Source organism: Kribbella sp. NPDC026596 (genome assembly GCF_040638415.1).
In the GTDB taxonomy this organism is placed as follows: domain Bacteria; phylum Actinomycetota; class Actinomycetes; order Propionibacteriales; family Kribbellaceae; genus Kribbella.
In genome coordinates, this window is record NZ_JBEZYF010000009.1 from 1 (window position 1) to 20,538 (window position 20,538).

At 68.6% G+C, this 20,538-nt stretch carries 20 protein-coding genes; 7 read left to right on the plus strand and 13 right to left on the minus strand.

Annotated elements, in window-relative coordinates:
• Window positions 1-697: nucleotidyltransferase domain-containing protein (locus AB0E63_RS09560; RefSeq protein WP_360363622.1), on the plus strand; the 697-nt coding region annotated here is incomplete at its 5' end.
• On the opposite strand, the gene AB0E63_RS09565 is transcribed toward AB0E63_RS09560, so the two are convergent.
• The 5 genes from AB0E63_RS09565 to AB0E63_RS09585 all read right to left on the minus strand — a co-directional run bounded on the left by AB0E63_RS09565 (window position 654) and on the right by AB0E63_RS09585 (window position 5,686).
• Entirely contained in the window at window positions 654-1,892 is a 1,239-nt protein-coding gene (locus AB0E63_RS09565) for a glycosyltransferase 87 family protein (RefSeq protein ID WP_360363624.1), read from the minus strand. The genes AB0E63_RS09560 and AB0E63_RS09565 overlap by 44 nt on opposite strands.
• Window positions 1,889-2,560 (minus strand): HAD family phosphatase, encoded by a 672-nt coding sequence (locus AB0E63_RS09570; RefSeq protein ID WP_360363626.1) that lies wholly within the window; start codon window positions 2,558-2,560, stop codon window positions 1,889-1,891. The genes AB0E63_RS09565 and AB0E63_RS09570 overlap by 4 nt, the downstream gene beginning before the upstream one ends.
• 258 nt (window positions 2,561-2,818) lie before the next feature.
• Window positions 2,819-3,607, minus strand: a complete 789-nt coding sequence (locus AB0E63_RS09575) for a DUF4097 family beta strand repeat-containing protein (RefSeq protein WP_360363628.1) — start codon at window positions 3,605-3,607, stop codon at window positions 2,819-2,821.
• A 154-nt stretch (window positions 3,608-3,761) separates the two neighbouring features.
• Window positions 3,762-5,027 carry a hypothetical protein gene (locus AB0E63_RS09580; RefSeq protein ID WP_360363629.1) on the minus strand — a complete coding sequence of 422 codons (1,266 nt, stop codon included), beginning with the start codon at window positions 5,025-5,027 and terminating at the stop codon, window positions 3,762-3,764.
• The gene (locus tag AB0E63_RS09585) at window positions 5,027-5,686 is read right to left on the minus strand and encodes an SAF domain-containing protein (protein WP_360363631.1); all 660 of its coding nucleotides are present in this window, start codon (window positions 5,684-5,686) and stop codon (window positions 5,027-5,029) included. Before AB0E63_RS09585 ends, AB0E63_RS09580 begins: the two co-directional genes overlap by 1 nt.
• Before the next feature lie 179 nt (window positions 5,687-5,865).
• Between AB0E63_RS09585 and AB0E63_RS09590 the strand changes: the two genes are divergently transcribed.
• Window positions 5,866-6,114, plus strand: a complete 249-nt coding sequence (locus AB0E63_RS09590) for a helix-turn-helix domain-containing protein (protein WP_360363633.1) — start codon at window positions 5,866-5,868, stop codon at window positions 6,112-6,114.
• Window positions 6,115-6,378: 264 nt separating this feature from the next.
• On the opposite strand, the gene AB0E63_RS09595 is transcribed toward AB0E63_RS09590, so the two are convergent.
• Window positions 6,379-6,927: a hypothetical protein gene (locus AB0E63_RS09595; protein WP_360363635.1), complete on the minus strand. Its 549-nt coding sequence runs from the start codon at window positions 6,925-6,927 to the stop codon at window positions 6,379-6,381.
• 194 nt (window positions 6,928-7,121) lie between these two features.
• Between AB0E63_RS09595 and AB0E63_RS09600 the strand changes: the two genes are divergently transcribed.
• The 3 genes from AB0E63_RS09600 (at window position 7,122) to AB0E63_RS09610 (ending at window position 11,125) form a co-directional block, all read left to right on the plus strand.
• Window positions 7,122-8,480, plus strand: a complete 1,359-nt coding sequence (locus AB0E63_RS09600) for a hypothetical protein (protein ID WP_360363637.1) — start codon at window positions 7,122-7,124, stop codon at window positions 8,478-8,480.
• 1 nt (window position 8,481) lies between these two features.
• Window positions 8,482-9,822, plus strand: coding sequence for an Rv3235 family protein (locus AB0E63_RS09605; protein WP_360363638.1), 1,341 nt, complete (start codon window positions 8,482-8,484; stop codon window positions 9,820-9,822).
• 319 nt (window positions 9,823-10,141) lie between these two features.
• Window positions 10,142-11,125, plus strand: coding sequence for a VanW family protein (locus AB0E63_RS09610; RefSeq protein ID WP_360363640.1), 984 nt, complete (start codon window positions 10,142-10,144; stop codon window positions 11,123-11,125).
• Window positions 11,126-11,162: 37 nt separating this feature from the next.
• Here AB0E63_RS09610 and AB0E63_RS09615 read toward each other — a convergent pair whose 3' ends face one another.
• Entirely contained in the window at window positions 11,163-11,570 is a 408-nt protein-coding gene (locus AB0E63_RS09615; protein WP_360363642.1) for a cupin domain-containing protein, read from the minus strand.
• Between the two features lie 117 nt (window positions 11,571-11,687).
• On the opposite strand from AB0E63_RS09615, the gene AB0E63_RS09620 reads away from it, so the two are divergent.
• Together AB0E63_RS09620 and AB0E63_RS09625 are read left to right on the plus strand one after the other, a co-directional pair.
• Window positions 11,688-12,389 (plus strand): helix-turn-helix domain-containing protein, encoded by a 702-nt coding sequence (locus AB0E63_RS09620; RefSeq protein ID WP_360363644.1) that lies wholly within the window; start codon window positions 11,688-11,690, stop codon window positions 12,387-12,389.
• 29 nt (window positions 12,390-12,418) lie between these two features.
• Window positions 12,419-13,447: an aminoglycoside phosphotransferase family protein gene (locus AB0E63_RS09625; protein ID WP_360363646.1), complete on the plus strand. Its 1,029-nt coding sequence runs from the start codon at window positions 12,419-12,421 to the stop codon at window positions 13,445-13,447.
• Here the strand turns inward: AB0E63_RS09625 and AB0E63_RS09630 are convergent.
• Genes AB0E63_RS09630 through AB0E63_RS09655 form a run of 6 tightly spaced genes read right to left on the minus strand, consistent with a single transcriptional unit; the run spans window position 13,428 to window position 20,451 of the window.
• Entirely contained in the window at window positions 13,428-15,338 is a 1,911-nt protein-coding gene (locus AB0E63_RS09630; protein ID WP_360363648.1) for a hypothetical protein, read from the minus strand. The two genes, AB0E63_RS09625 and AB0E63_RS09630, sit on opposite strands and share 20 nt — an antisense overlap.
• Window positions 15,335-16,393, minus strand: coding sequence for a glycosidase (locus AB0E63_RS09635; RefSeq protein ID WP_360363650.1), 1,059 nt, complete (start codon window positions 16,391-16,393; stop codon window positions 15,335-15,337). Before AB0E63_RS09635 ends, AB0E63_RS09630 begins: the two co-directional genes overlap by 4 nt.
• A gap of 19 nt (window positions 16,394-16,412) precedes the next feature.
• The gene (locus tag AB0E63_RS09640) at window positions 16,413-17,228 is read right to left on the minus strand and encodes a carbohydrate ABC transporter permease (protein ID WP_360363652.1); all 816 of its coding nucleotides are present in this window, start codon (window positions 17,226-17,228) and stop codon (window positions 16,413-16,415) included.
• Entirely contained in the window at window positions 17,228-18,121 is an 894-nt protein-coding gene (locus AB0E63_RS09645; protein ID WP_360363654.1) for a sugar ABC transporter permease, read from the minus strand. Before AB0E63_RS09645 ends, AB0E63_RS09640 begins: the two co-directional genes overlap by 1 nt.
• Window positions 18,118-19,407 (minus strand): extracellular solute-binding protein, encoded by a 1,290-nt coding sequence (locus tag AB0E63_RS09650; RefSeq protein ID WP_360363656.1) that lies wholly within the window; start codon window positions 19,405-19,407, stop codon window positions 18,118-18,120. The genes AB0E63_RS09645 and AB0E63_RS09650 overlap by 4 nt, the downstream gene beginning before the upstream one ends.
• A gap of 18 nt (window positions 19,408-19,425) precedes the next feature.
• Window positions 19,426-20,451, minus strand: coding sequence for a LacI family DNA-binding transcriptional regulator (locus tag AB0E63_RS09655; protein ID WP_360363658.1), 1,026 nt, complete (start codon window positions 20,449-20,451; stop codon window positions 19,426-19,428).
• Between the last annotated feature and the right edge of the window lie 87 nt (window positions 20,452-20,538).

Genomic DNA, 20,538 nt, shown 5'->3' on the forward strand with positions numbered 1-20,538 from the left:
GGCCGCCCGGTCCGACGCACGGATCACCGGTGCGGCGCTGACCGGGTCGGCCGCGATCGGGGCTGAGGACGAGTGGTCCGACGTCGATCTGGCGCTCGGACTCGCGGTTGACGCCGACCAAGACGCCGTACTGGCCGACTGGACTGCGCTTCTCTACGAACACGGCGCCGTGCATCACGCGGACGTGTGGTCCCGCGGGACCGAGTACCGGGTGTTCCTGCTGTCGTCGACGCTGCAGGTGGACATCGCCTTCGCACCGGCAGCTGAGTTCGGTGCGTTGGGTCCTACCTTCCAGCTCCTCTTCGGGGAGGCAGTGGAGCAGCCGGCCTGGAGCACACCTTCACCGGTGGACCTGGTGGGCATGGGGTGGCTGTATGCGTTGCATGCGCGCTCCAGCATCGCGCGGGGAAAGGTCTGGCAGGCGGAGTACATGATCAGCGGGGTCCGCGACCACGTGCTCATGCTGATGTGTCTCCGGCACGGTGTGCCGCATTCACAGGGCCGTGGGTTGCATCTGTTGCCTGCGGCTACCACTGCGGCAGTGGAGCCGACGCTGGTGCGGTCACTCGACCCTGCTGAGCTGGTACGGGCGTTCCGCGCCAGTGTCGACGTACTGCTGGCCGAGGTGCTTGTGGTCGACGCCGACCTCGCGGTCAGGCTTGCTCCGCCGCTGCGGGCGTTGACGACGACGGCTTAGGCAGACTCCGGCTGGTGACCGCCAGCAAAATGAACGCGATCATCCCGACTATCAGATGCGAGTTGCCGGGGATGGACTGCCAGAAGCTCCAGCCGAGTTCGCGGTCGTCGCGGTACGGCACCCACCAGATCGAACGCAGTACGAAGAGGCCGTAGAAGAGCACTCCGGTCACTACTGCGGGGTTGAGACCCCAGACCCGGTTGACCGCGCGGATCAGGCTCACGCCGAGCGGGATGATCCAGACCCAGTGGTGACTCCACGAGATCGGCGACGCGTACAGCACGGCCAGAGCCATCACCGAGATCGCGGTCACGCGCTCGTCCGCGAGCCAGTAGCGCCGGGCCAGCCAGAGCACAAGCAGACCGAACACCACCGAGAGCACGAACCACGTCGGCTGCACCCAGCCCGCCTCGTTACCGATCCGGTGGAGGAAGCCGTTGAAGGACTGGTTGCCGGTGTAGGCGATCCCGCCGACCCGGTTGGCGTCGAGGATGACGTCGGTCCAGTAGCGCCACGACTGGTGCGGCACGATCGCGAACCCGATCGCCATCGTGGCCAGCAGACCGAGTACGGCGTTACGCAGCGCACGCCACTGCTTGGTGACGATGAGCAGCGCCAGGAACGGCAGTGGGGTCAGCTTGACGCCGATCGCGACACCGAGCCAGAACCCGCGCAGCCGCGCGTTGTCGGGCCGGACCAGGTCGAGCAGGATCATTGCTGTCAGCAACAGGTTGATCTGGCCGAACTGGATCGTCTGCCAGACCGGTTCGAGCAGCAGTGAGAGTGCGGTCAGCGCGACCAGGACCGCCGTCCGCTTGCGCTGGGTGATGAACGACCAGAAGGTCTTGGTCAGGCTGGTCCGCCAGAGCGCAGTGATGCTCAGTACCGAGATCGTCGTCCACGCCACCAGCGCGACGCCCCACGGGACCGCGGCCAGCGGCACCATCGCGATCGCGGCGAACGGCGGGTAGGTGAACGGCAACCCGGAGCCCGGCAGCTCGGCGTCGTACAGCGCGTTGCCGTGCAGCAGCACCGAGCCGCCCATCCGGTACACGCGCAGGTCGATCATGCCGGCGAACAGGCTGCCCACCCAGGCGCCCAGGGCGACGAGCAGCGCGCAGCCGACGATCGCGATCAGTACGCGGCGCCGGCCGGCCGGGCGGGGTGGGGAGGAGGGCGTGGTGGTCACGGTCACGTCAGGTCGGCTCCGAACAGGGTTTCCAGCGCTTGCCGGGTCTCGTCGTACTCGGTGTGAAGGATCGCGGTCATGCCGACCGCGCGGGCGCCGTCGATGTTGAGCTCGAGGTCGTCGATGAACACGCACTCCTCGGGCTTCAGCTCCAGCCGGCGGGCGGCGAGCAGAAAGATCTCCGGCTCGGGCTTGCGCATCCCGACCTCGCCGGAGATCACGATGTCGTCGAACATGCCGTCCCAGGTATCGCGCGGGTAGGTGTTGCCCCAGGAGTTCGACAGCAGGGCGGTGCGGATCCCGTGCGAGCGGGCCCGGCGGACCAGGGCGGACATCGCCGGCTGGTGCTCGAAGTGCGCGAACATCCGCTCGATCAGGCCCTCGGCCGGCACCGGCGTACCGTCGCGCCGGACCAGGATCGAGGCGAGCTTGCGCTCGAAGTCGGGGACGGCGATCTGGCCGCGCTCGAGGGCGTGGACCGGGTTCAGCTCGGCTTCCGCGGTCGCGTTCTCCGGCGACTCGGCGGGCAGCCAGGCGAGGACCGCCTGCAGGTAGGAATCGAAGTCGAAACCGTCGAGCTCGGCCCAGCGCCGCAGCGCCTCCTCCAGGCCGGAGGTGAGCACGCCGCCCCAATCCACCAAGAGCCCACGCGGCACCACCTCAACCTCAGACATGCCGGCCAGCCTACTCAGAACATAGAGGCGCTCACGCCGCCGGTCCTACCCATCACTCCCCGTACACACGCCAACCACGCCACCGCGCCAGCCGACGCCGACATCACGCAGTCCGTCCCCGCTTCACCCATCGCAAGCCGGCGAACACCACTCGTGTCCGCCTCGCCTGCGGACAATCAGGGTCAGTGGTTGTATTCGATGGTTACGTCGCCTGCCCACCACTCCCTGCCGGTGTCCGTTTCACCTGCGAACAACGGGTCAGTGGTTGTACTCGATGGTTACGTCACCTGAGGAGGTTTTGGCTTTGAGCGTGCGGGTGGCGTTCGGGTCGATCTTCACGTTCGCCGACTCGTCCCCGGACGAGGTGTCGGTGTCCACCTTGTACGCCTCGGCGCCGGACGGGATCCGGATCGACACGTCCCCCGAGCTCGCCTTCGAGTCCACCGACTGCGGCGCCACCGCGAAGTCGAGGTCGACGCTCCCGGAACTGCTCTCGGTCGTCACCGTGGTCGCGGTCAGACCCTGCGCTTCGAGATCACCCGAGCTGGACTCCAGCCGCAGCGACCCACCGACGTCGTGCACCTCGATGCTGCCCGAACTCGACGTCAGGTCCGCACCACCGGAAAGCCCCGACACCGTGATGTCGCCGCTGCTGCTGCTCAGCGTCAGCTTCACGTCCTTCGGCACGGTCAGGATGTAGCTGGTCTTGCATCCGAACGACAGGAAGCCGCAGCCGCTGTCGCGCAGCTCCAGCTTCCCGTTGTCGTACTTCTCCTTCGGGTCCGACCCGAACACGTTCCGCTCGAACTGCCGCTCGACCTGGACGTCCGGTCCGTCCCCGGCCCGGACCTCGACCTCCGCGGAGGTGGTGTCGACCCGCAGCTCGTCGCCCTGGACCGGGTAGCTGTCCTGGCTTGTCTTGGTGCCCTCCGTCAGTCCGGTCAGCGCCCAGTACACACCGCCGAGGATGAGCGCGACCGAGATCGCGATCCCATACCGCCGCTCGGTGCTCATCGTGCTCGCCGGCCGGCCCTGGACGTCGGACATGCTTCCCCCTGGGGTGCGGTCAATTACCCCAACCCTGACACATCCCCGACCCCGTGTCGGTGGGGTTTTCCCCCGTATCCCCACCGACCCGACCCTGAGTCCCCGCCCATCCGCCGGCGCCTTGAGTCAGCCGCTTCCTCCGACCCGAGGGGGATCAAGTGCCGAGGTCTTGGGCCACGGCGGTGGCGAGTTGCTGCAGGGCCTTCCGGAGCTTGCTGGACTTGGCCGACTCGGCCAGGCTGCGGCCGTGCGACATGGCGGTGTCCACAGCGCTCAGGTCGTACGGAAGCAGGGCAGCCGGCTCGACTCCGGCGTACTGCGTGAGCGCATCAGTGACTGCATCAGCCGGAGAGCTGCCGAGTGAGCCGGGGCGGATCCGGTTGACGACGACTCTGAGGTTGACCGACGGTACGACGGCGCTCAGCTCGTGGACCGCTCGGATCAAACGGGTCAGGCCGACCGGGTCCGCCGTACCGACGACGATCACCTCGTCGGCCTCCTCCAGCGTCGACATCGTCGCCCCGTTGCGGCGCGGCGCCAGCGAATCGAACGAGATCTCCTCATCCGCCTCGATACAGAAGCCGACATCGACCACGGTGCAGGGCGCGAGGGTCCGCGCGGTCGCCCAGATCGACTCGATCGCGGCCGGCCGCAACTCCGTCCACCGGTCGGCGCGGCTGAGCCCGGTCAGCACCAGCAGATGCGGCTCGACCTGACGGGCGTGCTTCGCCAGCATCACCATGTCGAGCGAACCACTCGACGCCGACCGAGCCGCGGCCGCCAGTCCGGAGGTCTCGTCGAGCATCCCGAGCATCTGCGCGACAGTCCCGCCGTACACATCGGCGTCGGCGAGCAGGGTCGGCACGCCTTTGATCGCGAGCTCGCAGGCGAGTCCTACGGCGACCGTCGTACGCCCGGGTGCACCCGTCGGACCCCAGACCGCGATCAGCCGGCCGCTGCCTTGGGTATATGCGGGCTGCGGGTTGCCGGCCGTCTCCGGCGTCAACGGTACGAATCCGCCGGCGAAGTGCGAGACCGACACCGGCGGGCCGGACTCCACCGCATCGGTCACCGCACGGCCGAGGTCCTCCGGGCTGACGTCGGCCGGGAGGATGCGCTCGATGCCCATCCGGCTCAGGCGATCCTCGGCGCCGAAGGGTGCGCCGTTCTCGGTCGGGTCGACGAGAGCGAGTACGGCGATGCCGCGCGCGTGCAACGCGGACACCGCGTCGGACGAGAGCCGGGGCAAGTCGTCGGCGAGCAGCACCGCGCGGGCTTGCCCACTCGCGGCCGCCGCCATCACGTCGGCGATGTCGACACAGCGCCGTACGACTCGGATCCCCGGCGCGTGCTCGGTCCGCCGTACCACGTCTGCCTCCCAAGGGGCGCCGGTCACCGCCAGGAGGACTGGTACCGACATCAGCTGGCTCGTCGGACGAGAGTGGGCTCGCCGACACTCATTGCGGTGAGCGCGGCGGGGAGTCGCTGCACATCGTTCGGTGCGAGGCCGATCAGGACCTGTCGACGGGCCGAGCCGCCCGCGACGCCCTTCACCGAGTCGATCTGAAGGACGCGGACATTGGTCCACCACAACTTGGCCGACTGCCCCTCTGCCTTGGGGACGACCCAGAGGTCCACCAGGTCGCCGGCTGCGGTGTCCGACGGCAAGCGTCCGCTGGCGACGGACAGCGGCAGCTCGGTGCGATCGTTCTCCGACTCGGAAACGGCGGCCCCGCGCGGCACGAACTCACCCGCGTCGACCGCGCGGGCGACGACGAGACCCTTGAGATCGGCGTCGGCGGCGACGTACTTGTTGGCGTCGTCGCTGCTGGTGAAGCGCACCCGCACAGTGGCCAGGTCGTCGCCGGTCAGCTTGGTGCCGGCCGGGAGGTCGTGCTTGGCCGCCCAGATCGTGGTGGTGTCGTCGGCCGACGACAGCAGCTTGGCGCCGACCAGCGCGGTGATGGCGACGAGCAGCACGCCGAGGACGAGCCGGCCGTCCTTCCACCGGGCGCGCTTGTTGCGCTGAGCCGGGACCGACGGCGCCCCGAACCCACTCCGCACTGCTGTGTCGACCACGTCGGCTCCCCAGTCAATCGATCGCTGTCCGCCGACATTCTGCCGTGTCCCCGGACCGCGCCGTGAACGGTTGTCCACAGGCTGTGACAGCCTGACACAGCCTGGGGACAACTGCGGTCGTCCGGTCGCCAACCGTGGCAAACTGAAGGAACCAGCCACTATGTGAAGGAGTAGGACGGATGCCGGGTCCCCGATTCCTCCAGCTCGCCGACGTCGCCGAGGTCCTGAACATCTCCGCCAACCAGGTCTACGCCCTGGTCCGCCGCGGCGACATCCCCGCCGTCAAGATCGGCGGCCGCGGCCAGTGGCGCGTCGAGGCCAGCGAACTCGAGAAGTACATCGAACGCCTCTACACCGAGACCCGCGACTTCATCGACACCCACCCCTTCGGCGAAGAAGCAGACCAACCCGAACAAGCCCACCAGTAATACCGCCCGGACCGGCGAGCTGGCGCCGCTCCGAGACTCACACCGCGTGCCGCAGGCCCATCCGGCGCCTGCTCGGCGCACTCAACGGCTAGGGCGAAGCCGAGTCCTCAACGGCTGGGCGGCGCCGAGTCGTGGATCTGGGTCGCCCGACTCGGCGTGTCGCCCACCGATACCCACGACTCGGCGCCACCCTCCCCCGCCCAACGCCACGACTCGGCGCCACCCTCCTCCGCCCAACGCCACGACTCGGCGGTTGGAGTGGGATTAGCGGCGGCGGAGGGCTCTGAGGGCTTGGGTGGGGACTAGGCGGACGTTGTAGACCTCGGTTCGGCGGCGGGGGGCGTCGAGCGGGTGCTCGGCTAGCTCGAGGAAGTCGGCACCTACTCGGTCGATCGTGCCGGTGACCGGGGAACCTCCGGCGCAGAAGAGGGTGACCGGGGAGCGATCGCGCGCGATTCCGCGCAGCAGATGGGCCAGGCCGAGCTTGCCTTCGATCGCTCCGATGGCCGGCTCCGCCCACGGGCCCAGGCGGTGTACGGCGACCAGGGCGGCGACTGGGATCAGCCATTCCTCGTACCGCTCGGTCTCGATCAGCACGCAGTCTTTCCCGACCCGCGTCAGCATCCCGTGCACGGGATCCGCGTCGATCAACTCGACCCGTACGACGGTGTCGACAGCACCCCGCAGCCGGTCGAGCACGGTGATCTTCCCGACCTCGGCCCGGATCCGATCCGCGACCTCGCCGTACAGATCCCCCTCCTGAAGCGCCTCGAACTGAGACTCCAGATCCGCGAACAACGCATCCCACCGCATACCCGCGAACCTACCGGCCGCCCGCGTCATCCCAGCCCACCACCCGCGCGCGTTCACGGAGGCCGGGCAGTCACCTTGGGTCAGGGAAGTTGACGCTTTGTGGGTTAAGGACTTGCAAAGCGGCCGTAGATCCGGTCTATAGTGATCAAGCCAAAGCAAACTAACGCAAACTCATAGGTCGGGAGCGAAGCGGGATGAACGCGATGATCCGAGGGGCGAAGGGGATGCTCGCGGTTGCGGCACTCGTCGCGGTCGGCCTGGGGTTGCGCTGGATGACCGACGGCGCGATCACCGGGATGCGGACCTACGACCTCGAGTCGATGACGGTCCTCGTGGTCGGGACCGTCGCGTGGATGGCCTACGGGTGGTTCGTGCTAGCGGTCCTCATGACTGTCCTCGAGCAGATCCCCGGGGCGATCGGCGCGCTGGCGAGTGTTGTCGTCGGGCGAATCACCTCGAAGACCGCCCGCACGCTCCTCCGCTCCGGCCTCGGCGTAGCCGCCGTAACGCCCCTCACGGTCGGCGTAGCCCACGCAACCCCCGGCGATGGCGGCACCAGCCAGGCATGGACACAGGTAGAGCCCCGCTCAACCGTCCAACTCACCGACACCACCAGCTGGCGCACCACCGAGCCCGCCTCAACAATCCGCCTCGCCGCACCCGGCACCCACCCGGAAGCTGCTCCTTCGGGTACCGCAGACCAGCGCACCACCGAGCCCAAATCCACCATCCACATCGCCGCACCCGACGCCGGCATCCATCGGCCGGCCGCCTCCTCGGGTACGACGGACTGGCGTGCAAGCGAGCCGCCGTCGACGGTCCGGCTGACTGAGGAGGCGTCGGGCACAGGTCCGGCGCAGTCCGTTGGCCGGACTGATGCACCCAACCCGCACACGACTACACCGCCCCCGGAGCGACCGGCCGAAGCCGCCCAGCCGAACACCGGCGTGGCGACTCCGGCGCCAACCACAGGTGCTGACGCGCGCGACGCCGTACCGACGCCTCAGCCGACTGCGGGCACTCGCCAGCACGACGGTGTGGCAGCCCCTGCGCCGACCACACGCGCTGGGCAGCCGCGCGGCGTACCGACTACCCAGCCCACTGCGGACGCTCGTCGGCATGACGGCGTACCGACTACCCAGCCCACTGCGGACGCTCGTCGGCATGACGGCGTACCAACCTCTGAGCCGACTGCGGGTGCTCGTCGGGATGGTGGCGAGCCGGTGGCCGGTGCGGGGCGGGTTCGGGTGGGGGTGCCTGATCGGCCGGCTGTGGGGGCGGGGACTCGGTATACGGATCTGCGGTCTGGGGTTCCCGTGCGGGTGCCTGGGTCGGTTGTGGTGACGGCCGGGGATTCGTTGTGGAGTCTTGCGGCGGCGGAGCTCGGGGCGGGTGCGAGTGCTGAGGCGGTCGCGGCTCGGTGGCCGGAGTGGTACGCCGCCAATCGTCAGGTGATCGGGTCCGATCCCGACCTCATTCTTCCCGGTCAGGTGCTGCGCATCCCTGCAGCCGGTACTGGCCATCATGTGCCGCCCACCCAACAGGAGAAGTGACATGAGCCAGCCACAGAACCTCCGTGCGGACGAACTCCAGCACCCGACTCCCCTCTCCACTCTCGCGGCCGTTCCGCAGGCCGCCGCCTCGGACGACGTAGTCGGGATGGTCAGCGTGGCTACGCCCCGGCTGCGGGCCGTCGGCGGTCGGTCGGCGGGGACCGGAGCTGAGCGCGGCGCCGGGTCCGTTGCCGGGCGAGGTGTCGGCTCTGTTGCCGAGCGCGGTGCCGGGTCCGTTGCCGGGCCAGGTGTCGGCTCTGTTGCCGAGCGCGGAGCCGGGTCCGTTGCCGGGCCAGGTGTCGGCTCTGTTGCCGAGCGCGGTGCCGGCTCTGTTGCCGAGCGCCGTGCCGGGTCCGTTGCCGGGCCAGGTGTCGGGCCTGCTGCCGAGCGCGGTTTCGGGCCGGGTGTCGGGTCTGGTGTTGAGCACAGGGTGCCGGCGACGGTGCGGTATGCGGAGAGCATGACGGAGGGGGCGTTGGCCCTGCGGTTGCAGGCGATCACTCGGCTTGGGGTGGTGTCTGCGCCTACCACTCTCACCAGCCTGGCGGCGTTCACATCTGCGCCGGCTCAGGCTCCGGCGGTGGTCGGCGGGGCGGATGAGCAGGCCGCCGTTCGGGGTGTGGTGAACGCTCAGGGCGAGCCTGCACCGGCCGCGGCTGCGGCTGCGTCGGTGGCCGAGGCGCGGAAGCTTGCAGCGGTGCCGGCTGGTGACGCGGTGGCGGACGGGGCTGGGGCGGCGACGTCGGGGTCGGCGGAGAGTGGTGGGTCGGCGGTGGAGCGGGTGCTGGTCGCGGTGCCGGAGCGTGGGGCATCTGCCGGAGGTGCTGTCGGGCGGGCTTCGGCGGGTGCTGGCTCGGCGTGCGAGGGTTCGGCGAGCGCTGACTCGGCGGGCGCCGGCTCGGCGGGCGCCGGCTCGGTGGGTGCGGGTGCGGTGGGAGCGGGCTCGGCGGGTGCGGGCTCGGCGGGTGCGGGATCGGCTGGGCGGGCTGCAGGAGTTGGGTCTGGGGTGCCGGAGGCGGGGGCTTGGGCTTCTCGGTTGGTGCAGGCGGTTTCGGAGGTGCTGGCGGGAGATCGGCCGATTTCGCAGCTGGTGCGGTTTACGGATGATGCTGTGTTCACGGAGTTGAATCGGCGGGTTCGGATGTTGGGGCTGACGACGACTGCCACCACTCGTGGGGCGAAGGAGCGGAGTGCGGTGCGGTCGGTTCGGGTTTGTGCGCCGACTGAGCATGTGGCTGAGGTTGCTGCGCACGTGCGGCACGGGGATCGGTCTCGGGCGATCGCCTTGCGGATGGAGATTCGCCGCAACCGATGGGTCTGCACGGCACTCGAGCTCGGCTGATCGAACGGGCACCTGGTTGGACGAGCAGCTGACCGCACGGCAGTCGTTTGGATGGGCAGCTGACCACACGGGCAGCCGGTCGAACGGGCAGCGGTTTGAGCGGGCAGCGGGTTGAGCGGGCAGCTGACCACACGGGCAGTCGGTTGGGACGGGTGGCTGACCACATGGGCGGCGGGTTGAGCGGGTGAACTTTGGGGTGGGGGTGGAGCGTCTAAGGAGCGCAATCGGATCGTGCGGTTGTTGTCATGTGGCTGCGGCGGGCGCGGCGTACCGTAACCGGGTCGGTCGATGGATCGGTCCTCGTCGTTCGGGGGAACGAATGTCAGACAGCACGTTCACCAGGACGCTGGGGTCCAGCGGACCGGCAGGCGGCGTACGAGCGGAGTCCACTGGGGTGACGCCGGGTGTGCCGTGGCAGGTCGCGTTGGACGACTTGACCGACGCGGAGCGGGCGCGAGTCCTGCCCACCGTACGGCGACGTCGGTGGACCGAGCGGATGCCGCTGCTCTATCCGCTGGCCGTACGGTTCCACCGGGTGCGCAAGCGCCTCGAGTGGATGACGTCCAGTACGCCGTACGCACGGAGTCGGGAGCTGGATCGTCTGCCGGTGCGGGTGAAGCGGCACAAGTCGTTCTTGTTGCGGCAACTCGGTGAGACCGAGATGTGGATGCAGCACAACAAGGTGACCAACCTGAAGCTCGCGTGTGCGCAGGTCGACGGGCTGCTGATCCGGCCGGGCGAGACGTTCTCGTTCAACAAGCTGGTCGGGAACGCGACGCGTCGCAAGGGTTATCGGAAAGGCATGCGGCTGTCGAACGGGCAGGCACGGCCCGGTATCGGCGGCGGGATCTGCCAGCTCGCCAATCTGCTGCACTGGATGGTGCTGCACTCCCCGATGACGGTGACGCAGCGGTCCACGCACAGCTTCGACCCGTTCCCGGACAACGGGCGGGTGCTGCCGTGGGGCGTGGGCTGCAGCATCGTCTACAACTACGTGGATCTGCAGTTCCGCAACGACACCGACCAGACGTTCCAGCTGCGGCTCGACGTGGGTGAGCGCTACCTCGAGGGCGAGATCCTCTCCGACACCCAGACCGAGTCGTCGTACCGGGTGTTCTCGCAGGACGAGCGGTTCCTCCGGGTCGGCGCGGACTACTTCCGTCGGAACGAGATCTGGCGGACCGTGATCGACCGCCGCACCGGTACGCCGACCCGCGACGAACTGATCCGCGAGAACGTTGCCTTGGTCAAATATGTCCCCACCGGCGTCGAAGTACTGGACGTCGTGCCGTCGGGCGCGTGACCCGAGTCCTGGAAGCAACTGCCCGCCGGCACAGCCGCTAATCGAGTAACGAGCAGCCGTACTTCTCGAAGAGCGCGGCCACGTCTCCGGAGAATCCGCCGTGCAACTCGCCGAGCATGGCGTGAGTCTTCGCCGACATCACCAGCACGTACCTCGCCGGCTCCTCGCCCGGGTTGCCGAACGTGTGCGGCACCCCGCGCGGACCGACGATCCCCGAGCCGGCCGGAACGTCGTAGTCCTCGCCGTCGATCCGCAGCCGCAGCGTCCCGGCGAGGACGTACCACGCCTCGTCGTCCTCGTGATGCACGTGCAGCGGCGCCTGCCACGCCACCTGGTCCGACGTACGCCCCGCCGCTTCCCACTCCGCCAGCACCAGCCCCGATCCCGCCGGCGCGACCGTTCGTCCGAGCAGCGGTACCGCCGACACATCCTCGCGACGCGACATCAATATCTCCTTACGGCATAGACCGTATGGCCCCAGGACCAGACATTCTTGTTCGTGAGAGCCACCACTGCAACGCCGCCGGAGGAATCTGTCGGTGGTGCGTTGCAGACTGAGGGCGTGACTCTGGATGTCGAGCCGTACCGGGAGCGACCCGCCCTGGTGCCCGGTGCCGCGGTGTGGACGCGGACCGCGGAGGGCGGGGACTACCGGGTCCTGCCCGACGGGTGCATGGACCTGATCTTGATGGATGACGACCTGATCGTGGCCGGGCCGGACAGCCGGGCCTGGACCGGCACCGCGGAAGCAGGCACGAGGTACGCCGGGATCCGGTTCGCACCAGGCGCGGCGCCAAGCTTTCTCGGCGTCCCGGCACGCGAACTGCTGAACGAGCGAGTGCCGCTGAGTGAACTGTGGTCGCCTGCCCGGAGTAGACGGCTACTGGATCGAGTGCGGTCGGCGCAGGACCCGGCTTTCGCGCTGGACGAAGCGGTCGCGAGGTTGGTTGAGGTGCCACCGGATCGGCTGATCTCCCACGTGCTGCGCAGCATCCGGTCCGGCATGCTGCGCAAAGGTGTGCTGAGTCTCGCGGGCAGCGTCGGGTTGAGCGAGCGCCAGCTGCATCGGCGCTGCCTAAATGCGTTCGGCTACGGCCCGAAGATGCTCGACCGCGTCCTGCGGATGAACGTCGCCCTCGACCGCGCCCGCACCGGCGTCGCACTCGCGGACGTCGCCGTACTCACCGGGTACGCCGACCAGGCCCACTTCACGCGGGACGTCAAAGCGCTGACCGGTCTCCCCCCTCGGATACTCCTGGGCTAGCCGCCCGTCGCATGTCAGCATTGCTGTTCATGACTGCCGAGATCAGTACGGCGACTCTGCGGCACAACCCCTTGAACGCGGTGACGGCGACCGTGGAGCGGATCACGTACGCCGACGGCCGCACCGCGGTACGCAAGCAACTGCGGAAGCCGGTGGACTCGACCGGCCCATGGGCGGCCTCGACCGACCCGCGGCATTGGAACTACTGGCGTCGTGAGCTCGACGTCTACCAGGACGAGGAGCTCCGCAAGCACCTGGCCGACGCCGGTCTCGTGCTCCCCGCAGCGGAGGTCGAGGAGCATGCGGATGGCGCCGTACTGCTGATGGAAGACATCACCGGCACATCCGGGACCGAATTCAGTCTGGCCGAGCACGCGGCACTCGCCCGGGCCTGCGGTCGGTGGCAGGCGCGGCCCGCGGGAGAGCGGGCATGGACGTCGACCGGTTTCCTACGTGACTACTCCACGACCCGTGAGGTCCCGTGGCACCTGATGAACGACGATGCGGCCTGGCAGCAGCCGCTCGTCGCGGAGACCTGGCCGCCCAAACTGAGGGCGGCCTGGACTTACCTGCTGGCCCACCGCGATGAACTGCTCGACCTGGTCGCCGGTCTCCCCCGCGCCCGCTGCCATCTCGATTTCTGGGTCTCGAACGTGGTCCAACGACCCACCGGCGAACTAGCCCTGTTCGACTGGGCGTTCACCGGCGACGGCGCCCTGGGTGAGGACCTCGGCAACCACATCCCGGACGCCGTCTTCGACCTGTTCTGGCCGGCCGAGCGCCTGCCGGAGCTCGCGGAGACCTGTATCGCCAACTATCTCGACGGTCTCCGCGAGGCCGGCTGGCGCGGCGATCCCGACCAGGTGCGCCTGGCCGTGATGGCGTCCGGCGTCAAGTACGCCTGGCTCCTTCCCGGCCTCCTCGGCCGCGCCTCCGACACCTCACACAACGCCTACCACCAGCAAACCGACAGCCGTCACCTCTTCCAGCAACGCGGCCTGGCGCTCGCCTTCGTCGCCGACTGGTGCGCGGCGGCGCTCAGCCGAGTACGACGGTGAAGCCGCCGGGCTGGACGACCGCACGAGCGGCGTTTCCGCGGGAGTGCAGTTCGCCGGAGGACGTGTAGGAGTACGCAACCCGTCCCGGGACGCTGACGGTGCGCGGGTGGGTGTCCACGCTGGTCAGCAAGGTCGCAGCACCCAAGCGGAGGGTGCTGATGGTGGGGATCAGGAGCAGCGAGTCCAGCTGGACCGGGCCGCTCGCCGCCACCACCAGGTTCGTCGCGTACGCCGGAAGCGACGTGCGCAAGGTGATCGGCTGCAAGGCGCCAGGTGCGGCGGAGATGCCTTGCGGACCGGTCACGTGGTTGATCGCGCCCAGCACCCGCGAGCCCGTGGTCCAGGTCGTGCGAGCGGGGTTGGGTGTGTCGACCAGGTTGACGACGGGGAGGACGAGTCGGGCCTGGGGTGAGGCCGAGAGGGTCCACGTGGCAGAGCCACCGGCGTCGAGGGACAGGTAGGCCCCGTTGCTCCATTGGGACTCGCCGGTCCAGGCAGACGGTGGGGTGACCACCTGGCCGCCGACAGCGGACTCGGCTTCGACAATCTGCAGGCCGTCGTACGTCGGACGCCCAGCCAGCCGGGCCACGTCCGGGTTGGCGTCGAGAGCGAGCATCGAAAGCTGGCCGTGGATGCTGGACTCGGCGCCGGAGTTGCGGTTGATGACACCGTCGCCGGAGACGCCGTCGTACGTACGACCGGTGGCCGGGTCGTAGGTGGCCTCACCGGCCCGGTTCGCGCCGAAGTACCAGGCCGCGACGAAGGCGGCGACCTGCTTGAGGCCGGGGAGTCCGACCGCCAACAGGCCCTGCAGGCGAGCGTCGACGCCGTACGCGATCTGGGTGCGGTCGATCGGGACTGGGAGCCAGCCGTTGTCAGGACCGCCAGCGGTCATGAGGAGCGGTGTGAAGCCGGCCGTGTCGCCGATCGCTGGAGTCAGGAGCTTGCGGGAACCCAGCGCTGACGAAGCGGCAGCGAGTGCCGACGGCATCTGTGCGCCCCACGCATGCCAGTCCGAGATCGACTCGCCCCACGGCAGCAGCGCACGGAACGGCCAGTCCCGGCTCGATCCGGCACTCATGGCCGCGATGCCTTCCGCGAACTGTGACAGCGCCCGCCGAGCCCGCGCTGAACCGCCTGCCCGGACGTACGCCGACAGACCGAGGACGGCCTCGGACGTCGCATCGGCGCCGTTGACGATGAGCCACGCTGGCAGACGGCGACCGTCAACGACGTTCCATGTGCCATAGCGGATCAGAACCTGCCGCTCGAGCGCAGCGATCGCCAACTCGAGTCGAGCCCGGAGGAAGTCGGCGAAGGCACGGTCCTGGGAACGGAAGGCGGCGTACCCCTCCCCCAGCGCCCACACGGTCCGGGCGAGCCAGTACGACGGTCCGGAGTCGGACGGGTCGGGGAGCTCGACCGGATCGGCACTGGGATTCAAAGTGCCGTCCGGCTGCATCCAGAGCACCACGTTGCCGTTGGGCGACTGCAGATAGGTCAACCCGCGCAGGAGGTCACGGGCGGCGACCATCGAGGTGCGCTCGCCGAACTGCCGCCAGTGGCGCAGGTAGACCACGGCAGCCCGGGCGATGTCGTCGGTGTTGAAGGCACCCTGACCGTAGGTGTTGCTCACAGGGTCATAGGCACCGCCGCCAATGCGCTTGTACGAACCGTCGGGCTGCCGGTCCGCATAGGTCCACAGCACGCCCAGCGGTCCCGATCCGAACGTGCTGTGACCCGCGGCCGGCGGCGGAGTGACCGAGGCGCGGAGGAAGTCGAGATGGGCGAGGTTGGACAGGCGTCCGGAGGCGGACGCCGGGAGTGTTACCGCTGATGCGGCGGCCAGGGCCACAGCACCGCCGAGGACGGTTCGGCGGGTGGGTTTCATGTCAGCCGGTCCAATCTGGCGACACCGATGGCGGCGTCGGCCATGCCGTAGAAGACGTAGCGGACTCCGTCGACCTCTTCGATCGCGGTCGGGAAGACCACATTGCCGACGGTTCCGACCTTCTCCTCCTCGGTCTCGGGCACCAGGATCGGCTCCGACGTACGCGCGATCACCCGGGTCACGTCTTCCGGGTCGAGCAGCAGCGCACCGGCTGCGTAGCAAACCTTCTGCGTGGTCGGGTCGAAACCTTCCGGCTGCTCACCGGTGACGCCGTGGTGGATCACCAGCCAGCCCTCCGGCACCCGCAGCGGCGCCGGACCGGCCCCGATCTTCAACTCTTCGAACGGGTACTCCGACATCGCCACCAGCCGGTGATTCCGCAGGTGCACGAGATTCCGCACATCACGCTCGACGTCAGCCACCGGTACGAACGACACCCAGATCCCCGGCCGGTCATCGGTAACCCCGGCCGGCAAATGGACGCCCTCGCCCTCGCGGAACCACCCGAGGTCCCACATCGGCCGGTGCAGCATGGCGTACGACGGTTCGCCGTCCGGCCCGGGCACCGGCTCGGGGAAGAACACCGTGTCCTTGTTGGGGAACAGGTTCAGGTCCGTGTCCAGGTCGGGCTGGTACTCGAAGTGCAGCGGCCCCAACCGCCGCCACTCCCGCAGATCCGACGACACGGCGAGCGCCGGCTTGGGCCCGAGCGGGCCATAGGCGACGTACGTCATCACATGCAGTCCGAGCGACGGTACGAACGTCACCCGCGGGTCCTCCACGCCGGCGTTGTTCTTCCCGCGCTCCCAGCCTTCGTCGGGCGCGAGGACGACGCCTTCGCGCCGGACGCCGACCGGTACGCCGTCGGCCAGCTCGACCGCGGCCAGGCCGACCCGGGAAATGTTGCCGGACGCAACCAGTCGGGGCAGCAGGTAGAGCTGCCCGTCCGGGGTATGACCGGTGGCTGGGTTCAGCACGCCCTCGGCCTCGAGTTCGTTGCCCGGCTCGGGCGTCATCAGGACGCCGACACGGGTCAGGGTGTAAGGAACAGTCACCACGAAATGCCTCTCAAAATCAGCCCTTCACTCCGGACGAGATGTTCGAGGAGATGAAGCGGCGTTGGAAGATGACGAACAGTGCGACCGCGGGTGCGGCGAGCACGCACGCCCCGGCGAGGACGGCGCCGAACGGGTTGGCTGCTCGGGCCGACACGGTGGTCAGGTAGTTGGACAGCGACACCGCGAGCGGTTGCAGGGTCTGCTGCTTGGTGATCAGGAACGGCCAGAGGAACTCGTTCCACGGCCCGATGAACGTCAGCAGCACACCGGTCAGCAGCGCCGGTTTCACCAGCGGTACGGCGACCCGCCACAAAATGCTGAGCTCGGACGCGCCGTCGATCCGGGCAGCGTCGAACAACTCGGCCGGCAACTGCAGGAAGTACTGGCGGAACACGAAGACCGCTGTCGAGTTGATCGCGAACGGCAGGATCATGCCGAGGTACGAGTCGGCCAGGCCGTAGCTGCGCACGATCATCACGTACAGCGGGATCGTCAGCAGCTGGAAGGGCACGACCTGGATCAGCAGCATCAGATTGAACACCACCGCGCGGCCGCGGAACTGCAACCGGGCCAGGGCGTAGCCCGCGAGCACACCGAAGATCAGCGTCCCGAGGATCACCCCACCGGTGAAGATGCCGGAGTTGATCAACGATTTCCCGAGGTTGATCGCCTTGTTGATCTCGCTGTAGTTGTGCAGCGTCACGTTCCCGGTCGGGATCGACCCGGAGACGGACGGATCGGGCTCGGCCTGCAGGCTGCCGATCAGCATGTAGTAGAAGGGGAACAGGAACACGAAGGCGCCGATCAGCAGCGCGACGAACCGCAGCCGCATCAGTCTTCCCTCCCGACGAAGCGCCGTTCGAGCAGCGCGAGGATCAGCACGCCGATCACCAGCAGTACGCCGATCGCGGAGCCGACGTCCGGATTGCCTTGTTCGATGCCCTTCTGGTACATGATCAGCACCGGCGACGCCGAAGCGCCGTCCGGGCCACCGCCGCCGGTCAGCAGATAGGGCTCGGTGAACAGGTTGGCCCCGGTCACCGTGGCCAGCAGAACCACCAGTGTGGTCGCCGGCCGGACCCCTGGAACGGTCACGTTCAGGAACGACTGCCAGCGACCGGCGCCGTCCATCGACGCCGCCTCGTACAGATCCGCGCCAACGTTCTGCAAGGCGGCCAGGTACAGCAGGATGAAGAACCCGAGCTGCTTCCAGGTCACGTAGAACGCCACCGTGGGCATCGCCAGCTTCGAGTTGACCAGCCAGGACGGGTCCGGCGCGAGCGGGCCGAGGATGGAGTTGACCAGCCCGTTCGAGCTGAACAGGAACAGCCACACCCCGACCACTGCCACGCTCGCGGTCACGTACGGCACGTAGTAGCTGACCCGGAAGAACGTCCGCCACCGGATCGCCGAGTTCAGCGCGGTCGACAGCCCGAGCGACAGGATCACGGTCAGCGGCACGTTGATGACCAGGAAGATCAGCACGTTCAGGAACGACCGCTGGACGGCGGGGTCCGTCAGCACAGTGACGTAGTTGGCGAACCCCACCCACGGCCGGTCCACGATCGCGCCCGGCGCCGCGAAGAAGTAGTCGTGGAACGACATGTACACCGCGAACCCGAGCGGGTACGCGAACACGGCCGCGACGAACACGACGTACGGCGTGACGAACGCGGTGCCGACCGGATGCTCTCCGAGGATCCGGGTGACCGGACCCCGTCTCATGACTGCTTGACCAGCTGATCGATCTTCTGTGCCGCGCCGTCGAGGGCCTCACCCGGGTCCTGCTGGCCGAAGATCACCGACTTGGAGTAGGCGTCGCGGAAGGTCTGCCAAATGGTGATCGAGTTCGGCACGTTCGGCACCTCGACCGTCCGGGCCGCCTGGTCGGCGAACGTCTTGTAGTCCGGGTTCTTGGTGAAGTAGTCCGCGAACACCGTCGCGACGTCCTTACGCAGCGGCATTTGTCCGGTCGTCTCCAGGAACTTACCGTCCTGCTCCTGGCTGGTGGCGAACTTCAGCACGTCCCACGCGGTCCCGCGGTTCTTGCAGGACGAGTACATCGCGATGTTCTTCGCGTCCGAGAAGGTGTGGACCTCGTTCGCCGGCTTGCCACTCGAGGTCGGCACCGGGACGACGCCCCAGTCGACCTTGCCCTTGTACGACGCGATCGCCCACGGACCGACGACCGCCATCGCGGCTGTGCCGTCGACGAACGCGTCACCGGTGTACTTCTCCTGCGAGGCGAGCTTGTCCGCGTACATCGTCCGCCAGAAGGTCGCGACCCGCTTGCCCTCGTCGGAGGCGAACGTGGACTTGCCGTCCTCGACGAGTTGCTTGCCGCCGGACTCGGCCGCGTACAGCGGGTAGAAGTCGAACCAGGACTGGTAGAACTCGTTGCTCGGCGCCGGGTAGATCGCGACCTTCGCGGCCTTCGCGGCGACCAGCTTGCGCGACGTCGCGAGGAACTCGTCGTAGGTCTTCAGCGGCGGGTTGGTGGTGTCGATGCCGGCCTTCGCGAACGCCTTCTTGTTGTAGAAGATCTCGACCGGGTTCGACTTCCAGGGCAGCTGGTAGTACTTGCCGTCCGACGACTTGTACTGCTGCGCGACGTCGCCGGAGCGGTCCTCGATGTAGGACTTGCCGTCACTGAAGCTGTCCAGCGCCACCAGGCCGCCCTGCTTCTGGAACTGCGAGACCGAGGCCGGCGAGGTGTTGAAGATCAGGCAGGGCGCGTTGCCCGCGGTGATCGCGGCACCGATGACCTCCTCGGAGCTCTTCCCGGTCGGGATCTCCTGGGCGGTGACCTTCTGGTCCGCGTGGGCCGCGTTCCAGGCCGCCACCATCTGCTTGCCCCACGCCACTTCCTCGGCGTTGTTCGAGTACCAGATCGTGATCGGCCCGGTGGCCTTGGCCGCGGCGTCGGCGTCACCAGAGCCGCCGCCGCTGTCACCACAGGCGGCGAGTGAGCCGGCCAGAACCAGCGCCAGCAGTCCAGCTTGCAACTTCATGTTTCCTCCAGGGGGGCACTACGCAGGCGCGGGGCCGGTGGACCGGCGGACGACGAGCTGCGCGGGGGGAAGCTCGACATCCGGTACGGCGGACGCACCGTCGACGAGCTGGTTGAGGGTGTGCGCCGCCGCTTCGCCGAAGCGGAACGGGTCGGCGCGGACAGTGGTCAGGCCGGGGTGGACGTACTCGGCCAGTTCGCTGTCGTCGAAGCCGGCGATGCTCAGGTCGTCCGGAACGGTCAGTCCGGCGGCCTGGGCCGCGCCGAGGCCGGCGATCGCCATCCGGTCGTTGGCGTAGACGATCGCAGTCGGCGGCTTCGGCAGTGCGAGCAACTTCCGGGTCGCCTCGATCCCGCTGGCGGCCGTGAAGTCACCGGTCTCGCCCGCCACCGGCTCCAGACCGGCGGCGGCCAGGGTCGCGACGAACGCTGTGGATCGCGCGGTCGCGTGCACGAACTCGGGTGGACCGGCAACGTGCGCGATCCGGGTGTGGCCGAGCTCGAGCAGGTGCTCGACCACCGCGCTCGTGCCCGGCCGGTCGTCCAGGATGACCGCCGGGAACGGCGACGTACTGTCGGGGCGGTTCAGCGTGACCGCCGGCAGGTCGAGCTCGACCAGCAGGTCGATCCGGGGATCGTCGTGCCGGAGGTCGGACAGGAACACCCCGTCGACCCGCGCGTCCTGCACGAGCCGCCGGTAACCGGCCTCCTCGTCCTGGCCGGCCGTGACGACCTGCAGGACCAGCGCCTGTCCGCCGGTGGCCAGCACGCTCTCGACCCCGGCGATGAAGGCCGGGAAGAAGGGGTCCGAGGACAGCACGGCCGGGTCCCGGGTGATCACCAGGCCGAGCGCGAACGCCTTCGAGACCGACAGCGACCGGGCCCGCTTGCTCGGCCGCCAGCCGAGCTCGTCCGCGGCGGCGAGGATCTTGTCCACGGTCGCCTGCGCCAGCCCGGGCCGCCCGTTGAGCGCGAACGAGACCGAGCCCTTGGACACCCCGGCCCGGCGCGCGACATCCGCGATCGTCGGTCGCTCTTTGCTCACGGCACCTCACTGCGGGGGAGGGAGAGGGGATTTAAACCGGTTTAAACAGTTACTAAACCGGTTAAAAACTCATTCGTCAAGGGTCTG